The sequence below is a fragment of the Saccharopolyspora phatthalungensis genome (assembly GCF_014203395.1).
Taxonomy (GTDB): Bacteria; Actinomycetota; Actinomycetes; order Mycobacteriales; family Pseudonocardiaceae; genus Saccharopolyspora; species Saccharopolyspora phatthalungensis.
Genome location: NZ_JACHIW010000002.1, coordinates 1,292,346 through 1,306,945 on the forward strand (window position 1 = coordinate 1,292,346; position 14,600 = coordinate 1,306,945).

The 14,600-nt window shown below is 67.7% G+C and carries 1 protein-coding gene (only partly in view); it reads left to right on the top strand.

The genetic code is table 11. The features are described from left to right. On the top strand, positions 1-14,600 hold the 5' portion of the coding sequence (locus BJ970_RS31945) for a DUF8616 domain-containing protein (RefSeq protein WP_184731160.1). 12,781 nt of this gene lie beyond the right edge of the window; 14,600 of the gene's 27,381 nt are visible here — the first part of the coding sequence; its start codon is at positions 1-3; its stop codon lies off the right edge, out of view.

Sequence of the window (14,600 nt, forward strand, 5' to 3'; positions counted from 1 at the left end):
GTGTCGCTGCTGGTGCCAGAGGAGGTGAGGCGGCTATTTCAGGTATTAACCGGTGAGGACATGACGGATGCGGACGAGGATGCGTTATTCGCGGTGGCGGCGGCGTTGGAGTCGGGTGCGGTGGCGGTAGGGGCATTGGGGCCGGCGGTGGGGGATGTGGTGGGGCGGGTGCGGGGCGGGTTTTCGGGCAAGGCGGCGGACCGATTCGCCCAGCGGTTAGAGGCGTTTGGTCCGGTTTTGGAGTCGGGTGGTGTGGGTGTGCGGGAGTTGGCTGGGTTTGTGCGGAATCTGGCGTTGCAGGTGCAGTATTTGAAGTTCGTGACGGTGGGGGGTTTGCTGCTGCTGGTGGCCGAGATCGCCTGGGCGGTGGCGATGGCGGGGCCTACTGGTGGGGCGAGTATGGCGTGGTTGGCGGCGCGGTTCGCGGTGATGCGGTTGCTGCTGACCCGGTGGTGGGGCCAGTTGTTCATGCGTTTGGCGATGAGCCAGGTGGTGGGGGTGGGGTTGCAGGTGGTGATGGATGCGGGGGCGCAAGGGTTGCAGTTCGCGTTGGGGACGCGGAAGAAGTGGGATGCGGCGATGTCGGAGATGGCGGTGGGGGTCGGCTCGTTCAGCGGGCTGCTGGCGGTGCCGCTCTCGGCGCTGGGCAATGTGGTGGGCAACGCGATCGCCAAGGTGTTGGTGCGGGGTCTGGGCGACAAGATCGATGCTGAGGTGTTGGCGGCGGCGGCGCGGCAGGTGGCCGAGGAGCATGCGGAGCAGTACCCGGTGGCTTCGATGGCGAGATTCGCCGATGTCGTGGCCAAGAACCTAGAGGGTTACACCGGCATGTCGGTGCGGGCGATGTGGGTGGCCCGCTTCGGCCACGGCCTGGGCGAATCCCTGGAAGAGGGCCTGACCGAAATGCTCGGCGAGGCCGGCTATGGCGCGATCAGTGGTCAGGGGGCGCAGTGGAATCCGTTCTCGTTCACCGCCGGGGTGTCGGAGGCGATCGGTTCGGGTATCGGGAATCTGGCGGGCCTGGCGATGCGCGGCCAGTTGATCCCGGCGGGCCGGGCCCGGGACAACGCCAACGGGACCGAGGCTTCCAACACCGACACCGACGCGTCAGAGGAATTGACGACCGATTCCGGGTCGCAGACGGGCAAGGGATCGCAGCCGGGCGAGAAACCCAGCTTTGTGGAGCCCCTTAACGACAAGCCCGGCTCCCCGAAGGACAAGTCCAATGTGGATTCCGGTGTGCCGGAACCCGAGCCGGGTGTTCCGGTCACCTCGACTGTCCTGCCCGCCGGTTCCGCCGGGATTGCCTCGCCTGGCGAACCGGGCCGCGTGGGTACGGGTGCCGTGGTGGGTGACAGACCGGGCACCCCTCCGCCGCCCTACAGCCCGCCGCAAAGCGAGGACCATGCCCGCGTCCACGCACCGGAGTCCGGCGACGCGACCAGTGTGGGTGACACCCCTACCGGCACACCGCCACCGGGCTACAGTCAGGCCGCCGATGCTCTTCGCGCCAGCCCAGAATCCTCTGGCGTGGATAGTCCCGACGATTCGATGGGACATCCGGAGCTGTCTGCGCCGCCGGTTCGTGGGTCGGTGAACCAGGACGGCCCGTTGGTTCCCGATGCCCGGGTGACGGCCGGGGAAACCCGTGTCGATGCGCCGCTTGACGACCACACCACGCCCGGACAGTCCTCTATGGACAATAGAGGTAATGGCCGGGGCGGCCCGCTGGGCTCCGATGGCGGGGTCACCACGGCAGGATCCCGCGTCAGCGCACCCCCGGTGCACGACCCAGTCGGTGCCACCCACGCGAACTCCGGCACATCTGACACGGGCAATCTGGGTGTGCCAGTTGAACACACGGTGTCTGTTGTGGACAGAATAAGCACTGCGGTGGACGATGCGCGCGCGGTCGAGCCCGCAACAGGCAAGCCCGGCTCCCCGGCGGACACGCCCGTGACAGACGCCACCCAGGCTCCCGGGGCGTCTTCCGGCGGCCCGGCGCCGGAAACGACGCCGCCTGCTGCGGCCGGGGAGGGCGCTGCCACCGAGGGCGGGGTGGCGGTGCCCGGCCAGGTGCCCGCGCGGGGCGATGGCACCGCTACCGGTGCGGCCGCGGGAACGGGGCCGGACGCGGGAAATACCGACGCCGCCCGCGGTGCTAAACCGCCATCCCCAGGCACGGTGTCCCCGGGCGCGGTGTCCCCGGGCGCGGTGTCCCCAGGCACGGTGTCCCCAGGCACGGTGTCCTCGGGTGGCCGGGTGCCGGGTGCGGGGCCGGTGGGATTGCCCGCCGATGCGGTGCGCGTGCCGGTGCCTGCGGAGGCGGTCTCCAGCGGCGGGGTTGCCGAGTTCCTACGCGCCCGGGTCGACGATGCCGGTACCGGACCGGTGGTGCTGGCCTCCGGAGACGATGCGGGCTCTGATGTAGTGGTCTCGCCGAATCAGGCCGCGGACGTGGCGCGCAGCCTGGGACGTGACATCGTCGCGCTGGTACCGGGACGCGGCCGGCGTGGCCCCCGGTGGATGCGGTTCGACGCAGAAGGCGCACGCCCCCGCCCGCTAAGCCCGCCGGGACCGATCCTGGCACCGCAACAGACCAGTCCAGGACGCCAGGAACTCGGTGCCGCGACCGACTCCGCCACCACCGTCCCGACCAGCCCGGCAGCGCAAGCGCGCCGCGCCAGCGACACCGAGCCCCACACCGCCTCCAGCCCGGCAAGAATGTCCGGACAGGACACCGCGTGGGCTCGCCAAACGCTAGCCGAGAGTGCCAGAACCCAGCCCACACCACGGGAACGGCAGCCGGAGGCGCGTCATGCCGGGCAGCCTTCCACCGGCACGTCACCCGCCGAGGGGGCAAGGGGCGTTTCTGCTGCTGTCGCGGTGAATTCGGCGGCGACAGACCATTGGCGTGATGTGACGGAGATCGGGCGCGGGACACGGCAGGGGGTGCGCTCGGCAGGCGACCGCCCCAGGCTCGAACCACTGCTGTTCCAGGGCCCCCGCGATTCCGGCGACCTCATCGAACGCGCCGCACGGTTGGCGCCCCACCTGCTCGACACCCAGATCGTCGGCGTCCACGTGACCAGGGACGGGCGCGCGGTCCTGGCAGACGGCAGCCTGCTCGAACCCGAAGGCTTCGCCGCACACGTCCAGCACGACCGGCGTTTCGTGCCGGGACCGGACATCGCCCTGCTGGGATGCGCCGCCTACCAACGCCCCCGCCCGGACACACCGTCCTTCGCCGAACGGTTCACCCGCGCCCTGGGCGAGCGCGCCTGGGTCACCGACACCGAGGTATTCCAGACCACCGACGGCGCGGTACACGCCACCGAGACCGTCATCACCGGCGATGGCCGGATGCTGCCGATGTTCCCCGACGGCCAGGGAACCGGCCACTGGTCCCTGCTCGACCCCGACGGGCACGAGGTCCTCTCACGTCGCGGCCCGGAACTACGGGCCGCACTGACCGGCACGACCCCTCCGCGCTACACCGACCAAACCCGCCCCGAACCCGTGATCAAGTGGTCAGACAACGGCGACGAGTTGTTGCGTGGGTGGTGGGCCGCGCGTGCGGATGGTGCGTCGTCTGCTGGACAGCAGTTGTCCGATGCGGATGTGCGCGAGCTGGCTGATGCGGTGGAACTGCGCTACCGGGATGGCGTGGATCGGCGGCCGGGCAAACGCGGCTGGGAGCGGTTGCGGGGCAGGCTTGTCCACGTCCTTGAGCTGACCGAGGAACTGGGCGGACAACCCACAATCGCCAACGTGCGGGATATCCGCCTGATAGCCGACTGGATCCGGGACACCGGCCGGATGCCGGGGCCCACGGTGACCGCCGCCGACGTCCACAACGCCGTGCAGGAACTGACCGAAACCACCACGAACGCCCGCCCGCACGAACTGCGCTACCTGGCCGATGTCCTGCGGCAGGTGGAACAGGAAGGCCAGCAGCGGGCGACCGTGCCCGAACTGCGCGCGCAGTGGCGGCATGGAGCCACGCAGGCCGTGACACTGCGGATGGGCGCCGAGGCCGAGAACACCGTGGCCTACGCGGCCAGCATGGCTTCATCGCGGTGGTGGCGAAATTTCCACGGCGGCAGAATAAACCTTGACCAGCTCCGGCAGGAAATGGGAATCACCCCAGACCGCGAACCGGTCATCGTCGTGGTCGAGGCCCGACGACGCACGGCCGGTGCCGAAAAGTCCTTCCTGATCAGCGACGAGATCCGCGGCACGACCGCGCGCCTGGACACCCCACGGGAGCTGGGACAACGCGTGGCCGGAACCGCGCAATACCAGCGAATCGCCACCAGCAACCCGGACGGCCCGCTCGTCCTGGTGGTCACGGGCGGCAACGCCGCACTCGGCCCACACCTCAGCCGCGACAATCTCGCCCAGGGATTCGCCGACGGACTCGGAGACAGCAGCCGGCAGGTCCTGCTTGCCGAGGGCTACATCTCACACGATCCCGCCGGGCTCGGGTTGATCGCCGTTGGCCCACGAACCGATGTTCGGCAACGCGCCGGGCTGGTGCTGCCCTCGGGCGTGCAGCCCAGCGTACTGGCCCTACGGATGGGTTCCACGCGATGGAACGCCATCGCCTACCCCATTGACGCCACGAACAGGGATTTCCTCCAGTACAGCTCGGATTCGGCACCGGTGTCTGGTGACGCTGCTTTGACGATCTCCGTGTCGGCACAGACCACACCGCAGGGCGGATTCATCGTCGCGGACCGGAACACATGGCAAACACAGCACGTCAGCCCACGCGAATTCGCTCAGCACGCGATCGAGGACGCTCGCTCCCACGCGATCACCTACCCAGACGACGAACGCCCCATCGTCGTCCACACATACGCCGGGACGCGTGAGCAAGCGCTGCCAGAGCACGCCCAACAGGAGCTGGCCAAGAGCTTGCGCGAGGCAGGACATCGCGGGCCGGTTCACGTGACGGCATGGGACAGTGCAACGGAAAGCATCTACCCCATTGCCGTGGTTCCGTGGTCGCCGCGAGTGCGGCTGACGATACGGACGGGTTCAAGGGTATTCGACGCGGTGGCATATCCGCGCAACAGCGATGAGGAGGCCACCTGGAGGCGCTGGGCGGAGTCGGGGCCTGACCTGGACTGGTTGCCAGCGCAAGTGCGGGATGAATCACCGATTCTCGTGCTGGCCCGCCCGGAGCCTGATGGAACTTTCACCTACGCCGACCCAGAAGCCCTGACAACGCAGGACGAGCTTCTGAGCGCGGGAGCATTCGGCCGGGAAGTGGCCGCGGCAGTGGGCGAGATAGCAGCCTCGAATCCCAGCAGGGCCATCGCCGTATTCGCCGTGCGGCCCCATGGCGGGGTGGCCTTGGGCAAGCACGCAAGCCAGCAACTCGCGAACGGGATACGCCGGCATGGCCACGAAGGACCGGTTTATCTCGCTACCGCTGTGCAGCGCGGTTACGGCGGCACCATCCGGCTATGGATTCAGGATGTCGCGCTGGTCGGCGGAGGTCCGCGCGAGGCCGAACTGTCGGTGCTGAGCCTGACTTCCACAACCAATCCGTGGGAGCGTCTGCTGGCGGCCGGTGGAACCTCGGCGGATGTGGACTGGTGGAAGCGGTGGTCGTCGGGTAGTTTCCGGACGGGTGACCTCGCCGGGTTCGCGCTGGGGCCACTGAACCCGACGGTCGTGCTCGCGCGGTTGTCAGGTGAAGAGTTCGTCACACCGTCGGGCACCCTGTCAGCCTTCGAATTCGGTCGCCAGCTGGCGCTCAGCGAGCCATATCAGGAGAGCCCGACGGCTCAAAGCTCTTCTCGGCGGTGGGGGCTGGTGTCCGGCAACCCTTCTCCTCAAAGCCCGACCGCTGGAAGCTCTTCTCTGCTGTTGGCGACGGTGGGAGCCGAGACCGGGCTCAGCGAGCGCGCCGCGCATGAGTTCGCCCGCGGCGTGCGCAGCACCGACCCGGATCGCACGATCTTCGTTACCGACCAGGACTTCCGGCTGCAGCACCTCTGGCGCGACACACTTGTCCTGCCCATCAGCATGCAGACGCCCCCGCGGTTGGTGCCGCTGCCGAACTGGTCCCCGGTCGCCGCGCTGAGCGGACCCGCAGACGACCACTTCGGTCCGGTGGTGACGTATTCGCCCTACAAAGGACAGCGGTGGCCGCAGCGCGCCCTGGACACCGGCTGGATCGCCTCGGAGGTCGGCCACAGCAGGCCATTCGTCGTGGTGGCAAGGCCGGTGGGCGGACGCTTCCACGTGCTCGATCCGCAAACCGGGAAGAGGAGGGCTCTAGGGCCCTTGGACTTCGGAACGATCGTGACCAGAAACGCGGCGTTCCAGCAGTCCGTCAGCGACGATCAGACCCGCCCGGTCGTGGTCATGCTCGAAAAATGGCCGTCCGGCTTGACCGAGCAGGACGCGCGATCGCTGGCCACCGGCTTGCGCAGCGACGGCGTCCAACGACCCGTCTTTCTCTCGATGGGCGAGCTCACCAACGGGCGGTCGCACGCCCTGATCGAGGCACCATCAGCGCAGTCGGCACGGCTCACTCACCCCGCCAGTGCCATCCAGGCGCAGCGGCCGACGCTCATCTCCTACCTGCACGGGAGCCATGCCAAGGTCGGCGCACAACTGCGTTCCTACGGGCTTTCCCGACTGCTGACCGAATTGGGGTACCGCAGCCCTCAGCAGCCGGTCGTCCTCCTCGTAGGCAGGGAGTCCAGCGGGTTCACCACCCCAGACGGGGAAAGAGTCTTCGATTCAACCTTGGGCGCTTTGCTGCGGCGAGACCCGGACTACCTCAACGCGATCCGCGGTGACTGGCGGCGACCGCTCGTGATCCTCCCGGTAGGAGGACAGAACGTCCCCGACGCCAGCACTCAGAACCTCACCGGCCTCACGGCAGAATTGCTGGGCACCCCGAACGCCGACCGGCCCGTCTACATCGCCGAACACAACATTCGGCCGGACGGGCTCGCGGTCGCCTTTCAGGAGGACAGGGGCGTCGTGGAGTCCGGCCTACGACTGCTGACACCCGACCGAATGCAGCCTCCCCCGGCGCGCGAATGCTTCGAGTCCCACACCTTGCATGTCGGCGTAGGTCAGGAATCGGCCGTCAACGCCGTGGCCTTCCCCGTGGAAAACGACACCACGGAGCGCTGGGAAAAATGGGGCTCGTTGGACTACGCCGGGCACGGGCCGGTGCTGCGGCGCGCGATGGAGGAATTGGACCCGGACCCGCTGTTCGTTTTTGTGCACGTACACAACGAAAACGTATTAGTGCGCAACAACTACGCGCAGCTTGAGGCACCGAATCCGGTTGAACTGGGCACACTCATCCAGGGTTCCCCACAGTTCCAGCGCGCCGACGGTGGGCACGAGGGCAGCACCATAGTGATCGTGCCGGACTCGGAGGATTCTCGGCCAATTCCCGACTGGTACGCCAGAGCACTCGCCGAAGGTCTGCGCCGAGTCGGTGGGCCACCGCGACCCGTGTACGTCTACGACGGCTTCTACCACGAGGCCGACGATACCGATATGGTGCTGGACCAGCTGCGCAGCGTGACACCCGAGCTGCACTGGCGGCAGGCTAGCGACGCGGCGGAGCCCCGGGAGATCCTGCCGCGCTACCAACGGGATTCACCGCCAAGTTACGACAACGCCGGAGAGATCGCGTCCGCGATCACGGCGGTCGACCGGCAACGCGCGGCAGCCCTGGCCGATACCACCCGCCCAGCACAGCCCGTTGAAGTCACTGAAACCGAGATAGCCGCCGTGCGTCAACGGTGGAGCAAGCAGTTCCACGACGCCGAACGCGCGCTGAGCGCACTTTCCGCCGACTGGGTGGCCGACTTACAGGCACGAGCCAGCGCAATCCTGAGCAGCGTGTGGCAACGCCCAAGGCAGGGCGATACATCCCCGGCAATGGCCATGCAAGACCTGTGGGACCAAATGGCCCAACGGATCGCCTTCCGGCTCTCCCACGACGAGGTGGAGACGGGCGCCTGGGCCGAAGCCGCGGCGATGGTCGCGACCGTTCCGTCCCTGCCCATCGTGCTGGCAGTGCGGGGGGCCGACGAGTCGATCACTTATCCGACATGGACGAGGTCACCGGGATTCGCGGCGATATCGCCGGACCGGGGCCGACTGCTGGTCCTGGGCAGCGACCACGTGATCGTGCCCGGCGAATCGGTCACCGAGGCACGGCGATCAGGCGCCGACCTGCTCGCGCGGACCGAAACCGAAGACGGTCCACAGTGGATACTGTTCCGGGCCGACGGGCGCGAACCGCTGCCAGTGGAACCACCGGCAGCGGTAACCCGGCTGGCCAACCCGACACCGCTGATGTACTTCGGACCTGACGATGGTGCCGTGGCGGCCCAGGCCGCGGCGCTGGCGTCGGATATGCCCGGTGTACAGGTCGTGGGAATACACGTGACCCCCCACGGGCGTGCGCGGTGGCCGGACGGAGAAGCAGGACCGGAGGAATCGGCCGAGCGCGCATTGTGCGACAGACGCTTCGTCGCGGGACTGCCGGTAGCGCTGTTCGGATGCGGCGCCGGACAACAATCGGGACCGGGTGAGACATCGTTCGCGCAGCGGTTCGCGGCGAGATTGCGCTCTTATGTGTGGACCACGAACGCCAGCGCCGTATGGCAAACCAGCGACGGCGCGGTACACGCGACCGACACCATGATCACCGCCGACGGGCGAATGCAGCCGATGTTCGCCAACGGCCAGGGAACCGGCCACTGGTCACTGCTGGACCCCGACGGGCAGCAAGTCCTCTCACATGGCCCGGAACTACGAGCCGCGCTGACCGGCACGGTCGCACCGCGCTACACCGACCAAGCCCTCCCCGAGCCGGTGATCAAGTGGGCCGACAACGGCTCTGCCGCGCCCGTTGCCGTGGATGAGGGGGCGCTCGACGAGCTGTTGAGTGGGTGGTGGGCCGCGAGTGGGCGTGCGGATGGCGGGCCACCCGCTACGCGGAGCCTGGCTGACCAGGATGTGCGGCGGCTGGCCGACGCGGTGGAACTGCGATACCGGGATAGCGCGGGTGGGCCGGGCACGCGCAGTGCGGAGCGGTTGCGGCGCAGGCTCCTGCATGTCCTGGAACTGACCGAGGAACTGGGCGGGAAACCAACCGTCGCGGACGCGCGGGATGTTCGGTTCGTTTCGGACTGGGTTCGGGATACCGGCCGAATGGAGGGGCCGACGGTAACCGCTGCGGACGTGCACGGCCTTGTGCAGGAGTTGACTGGGACCACCACGCATGTTCGCCGGCATGAGGTGCGCTACTTGGCCGGTGTTCTTCAGCGGGTGGAACAGGGGTTGGCACAGCGAGGCGAGCGGGCAACGGTGGCCGAACTGCGGGCGCAGTGGCGGCATGGAGCCACCCGGGCCGTGACGCTGCGGATGGGGGGTCGCAGCGAGAACACCGTGGCCTACCCGGCCAGCATGGCGTCATCGCGGTGGTGGCGAGCCTTCAACGGCGGCCGGGTGGACCTGGGCCAGGTGCGGCGGGCGATGGGGATCGCCGGGAATCGGGAGCCGCTCATCGTCGCGGTGGAGACGAGGCGGCGGTCGGCTGGTGCGGAAAAGTCGTTCCTGCTCAGCGATGCGGTTAGCGGTACGACCGCGCACCTGGACACCCCGTGGGAGCTTGGGCGGTGGGTGGCCGGCACCGAGCAGTACCAGCGGATTGCCGGGAACAACCAGGACGGCCCGGTCGTCTTGGTCATCCTAGGCGGCAACGCCGCGCTTGGGGTGCATCTGAACCGAGACCAGCTCACGCGGGGATTCGCCCGGGGGCTCGGTGCGGGTGGCGACGGTGTCCGGCAGGTTCTTCTGGCGGAGGGCTATATCTCGCATTCGGGGCTTGGGGTGGTCGCCGTAGGTTCGCGGCCCGGTGATCGACGCGATGCGGGATTGCTGCTGCCCTCGGGTGCGCGAGCGAACGTGCTGGCGCTGCGACTGGATTCCATGCAAGAGAACACGATCGCCTACCCCGTCGACGCGGAGAACGTCCACGAGCTCCAGCGATTGGCCGACTCGGATTCGCTGGATATGAGTTCGGTGCGGGAGGATGTGGACGCTGATTCACCGGTCTTCGTTTTGGCATGGACCGCACCGCGGGGCGGGTTCATCGTCGCCAGCGGGGATGCGTGGGAAACGCACGAGCTGACCCCGCGCCAGTTCGCTCGTCGGGTGGTCGAGGACGCTCGTTTTCACGAGATCGCCGGCAACGAGGCTGACCGCACGGTCGTCGTTTGCACGTACTTCCGGGAACATCGTGACGTGATGCCCGAGCGGGCCCGGCAGGAGTTGGCCGAGGGCTTCCGGGAGGCGGGACATCGCGGGCCGATTCACGTCACCGTACGGAACAGTGACATGTACGGGCCCATTCTGGATCAGGTGGACGAACCACGCGTGGAGCAGTCCTTCGACCACGTGGTCCCGTTGTCGCCGCAATTGCGGTTGGCGGTCCCGACGGGTTCAGGCGTGATCGACGCGGTCGCATACCCGCGCGACAGTACTGACGAGGCGACCTGGAGTCGGTGGGCAGAGTCGGAGCCTGACCTGGACTGGCTGCGGGAAGAGGTGCGCGATGAGTCACCGATCCTCGTGCTGGCGCGCTGGCAGCCTGATCAGACTTTCGCCCACGTCGACCCCGAAACCCGGGTCACCGGGGGCCTGAGCGCCGGAGCATTCGGGCGGCGAGTGGCGGGCGCATTGGGCGACATTGCGTCCTCGAATCCGGGCCGGGCCGTCGTCGTGTTCAATGTGCAGCCGGTTGACCGGGTTTCCACGGATTGGCACGTGGACCGGCAACTCGCGAGCGGAGTACGCCGATACGGCCACGAAGGGCCGGTTTATGTTGCTACCGTTGTGGAACACCATGAAGGCGGAGAGGTTCGGTTCGCACTATGGGACGTGATCCTCGCCGGAGGACGTCCCCGCGCCGTCGAACTGTCGGTGCTGGAGTTGGAAAACTCCAACCCAGAGCATCTCTTGCTGGCAGCCGGTGGAACCCCGTCGGATATTTTTTGGTGGTCCGAATGGTCCTCCGGTGGTTTCCAGTTGCGCGGTGGGCAACGATTCGGACTGCAGTTGACGAACATTGTGCTCGCGCGGTTGTGGGGCGATGAGTTCGTGACGCCGTCGGGCCCCCTGTCGGCCTTCGAATTCGGCCGCCGGCTGGCGCTCAGCCGGGCTTATGACGACTATGTCGCCAGTGATGTATCTCCTGTCTTGCTGGCGACCGTGGGAGCCGAGACCGGACTCAGCGAGCAAGCCGCGCGTGCCTTCGCCCGGGGCGTCTGGAGCAACGACCCGGATCATGCTGTCCTCGTCACGGACCGGAATTTCCGGTTGCTGCGCGATGCCAACAGCGGGCCCGTGCTCCACCTCGACATAGACCCCCCGAGGTTCGTGCCGCCGCCGAACTGGTCCCCGGTGGCCGGGCTGAGTCGGCCCGCCGACGACGGCTTCGGGCCAGTGGTGAGGTATTCGCCCTCCGCAGTACCGCCGCGAGATCTTATCTTGGACACGGACTGGATCGTCTCGGAAACCGGCCACCGCAAGCCATTCGTGGTCGTGGCGCAGCCGGTGCGGGGACGCTTCCATGTCTTTGATCAACCGGCCTGGACGACCAGGGTTCTCGGGCCTTCGGATTTCGGCACCAGCGTGACCAGAACCGCGGAATTCCAGCAGTCCGTCAACGACGATCCGGCCCGACCGGTAGTGGTGGTGTTCGATCAATGGCCCTCCGGCTTGACCGAACAGGAAGCGCGGTCGCTGGCCGAAGGATTGCGCAGCGACGGAATCCAGCGGCCCGTTTTCCTGTCGACGGGCGAATTCCACGAGACCGAGACCGGATGGCGCTCGTACGCCCTGATCGAAGCGCCCTCCGCGCAGTCGGCGCTGCTGGCTCATCCCGCCAGTGCTCCCGATGCGCAGCGCCCCCTGCTCATCTCCGCCGTGGGCAGCACCCACGCGGAGATTCCTGACCAGCATCCTTCATCCGGGGTTTCCCGGCTGTTGTCGGCGCTGGGATATGACGGCCCCGAACACCCGATTGTCGTCCTGGCGAGCAGGCAAGGCGATCATTTCACCTCCCCCGGCGGGAGAGAGAAGATAAGCCCGGCACGTTTCGGCGCTCTGCTGGCGCGAAACCCGGACTACCTGGCGGCGACCCGAGGAGACTGGCGACGACCAGTCGTGATCGTCCCAATAGGGGGGCCGCACCACCCCGGTGCGATGACGGACCTCACCGCCTTCACCGCGGCACTGCTGGGCACACCCGACGCTGACCGGCCCGTCTACATCGCGGAAGACAACGTCTCGACCTACCTGTTCACCGTGTGGGACACGGGGCTAAGACTGTTGACGCCCGACCGAATGCAGCCTCCTGCCCCGGCCTGGGGGTCGGCGGCGTACCGCTTGCATGTCGGCGTTGGGTTGGAGTCGGCCGAAAACGCCGTGGGTTTCGCGACGACGCCGGACTCGGTCCTGCGCTGGGAAAGTTGGGGCTCGTTGGACTACGACGGGTACGGGCCCATGCTGCGGCGCGCGGTGGGTGAGTTCGATCCGGACCCGCTGTTCGTCTTTGTGCAAGTGCGGAACCAAAGAATATTACTCGGCCACCACACTGCCGAGGTTGAATCACCGGATCCTGTTCAGCTGGGCATACACATGCAGCATTCCTCGCAGTTCCAGCACGCAAGTGGCGGACACCTCGGGCGAACGGTGGTGATCGTGGCGGAATCGGTGGATGCTGCGCCACTTCCGGACTGGTACGCCAGAGCACTCGCCGAAGGATTGCGCCCAGTTGGTGGGCCGCCGCGCCCCGTGTACGTCTACGACGGCTACCACCACGAAGCTTTCGACACCGATGACGTGCTGGACCGGTTGCGAAGTGTGACACCGGAACTGAACTGGCAGCGGCGTGCGGCCGTCCGCGACCCCGAGGAGCCGTCGGAAGTCGTTCCACGCTATGAGCGGGATTCCCTGCCGAGTTATGAGACTGCCGGGGAGGTCGCGTCCGCGATCGCGGGGGCCGACAGGCAACGCGAGGCCGCCCGGTCGGTCGCCGCCCGCCCAGCCCGGCCCGCAGAGGTCACGGAAACCGAGATCGCGACTGTATCTCGGCGGTGGAACATGGAGTTCCAGGAAGCCGAGCGGGTGCTGGAAACTCTCCCGGCTGATTGGCTGGCGGATCTTCAGGCGCGGGCCAGGACGATCCTCGGCAGTGTGTGGCCACGCCCGAGGCAGGGCGACACGTCCTCGGCGATGTCCATGCAGGACTTGTGGGACCGAATGGCCCAACGGATCGCCTCCCGCCTCTCCCGCGAGGGTTCGGAGACGGACGCGTGGGCCGACGCTGCGGCCATGGTGGCGACCGTTCCGGCCTTGCCCGTCGTGCTGGCGGCGCGGGACTCGGATGAGTCGGTTGTCTATCCGGAGTGGACGAGATCCCCGGGGTTCGCGCAGGTGTCACCGGACCGGACCGGCTTGCTGGTGGTCCTGGGCAGCGACCGCGTTGTCGTGCCTGGTGAATTGGTGGCTGAGGTGCGGCGGTCGGGTGCGGATGTGCTGGCACGGACGGACACCGGAGACGGTCCACAATGGATCCTGGTCCGGGCGGACGGGAGCGAGCCGCTGCCGGTGGAGCCACCGGCAACGGTAGCGCGCTCGGTGCGTCCGGAGCCCTTGATGTTCTTCGCCGCCGACGAGGACGCCGTGGCCGTCGAAGCCGTGGCATTGGCCTCGGACTTACCCGACGTGCAGGTGATCGGCCTGCACGTGACACCACACGGACACGCCCGATGGCCAGACGGTCAAGCCGGACCAGAGGAATCCGCCGAACGGGTATGGCAAGACCGACGTTTCGTCGCCGGATTGCCGGTGGCACTGTTCGGATGCGGTGCCGGACGACGGCCCGAGGCAGGTGAGGCATCGTTCGCGCAACGCTTCGCAGCCCGGTTAGGGGCCCATCTGTGGACGACGGATGCCACGGATGTGTGGCAAACCAACGACGGCGCCGTGCACTCCACCGACACGATCGTGACAGACGATGGCCGAATGCTGCCGATGTTCGTCGACGGCCAAGGAACCGGCCACTGGTCACTACTCGGCCCCGACGGACAGCAACTGTTCTCAACCGGCCCGGAACTACGAGCCGCGCTAACCGACTCGACCCCACCACGCTACGCCGACCACACACGCCCCGAACCGCTGATCAGATGGTCGGACGACAGCGATACCGAGGCCGCCGCAGGACGTGCCCGTATCAACGAAGCGGCGCGGCAAGAGTTGCGTCGTGCTTATGAGGCGGGCACGCCCTACTCCGCGTTGAGCTTGGCGGAGACGTACGGATTGAGCCTGGAGTGGGCACGGGCGCGGCTTACGGAAGTGCCGTCGCCGGAGTCGCGTCGTGCTCATGAGGACGCCGTGCGCTCCTCGGCAATGAGGTTGGCGGTGAGGTTCGGGGTGAGCCTGACGCGGGCTCAGGAGTTGCTCGCGGAAGGCAGGAATCAGCGGCCCCAGCCACCGCGAGTGCGGCGAGGCGGCGACCATGATGCGGGACAGTCGGC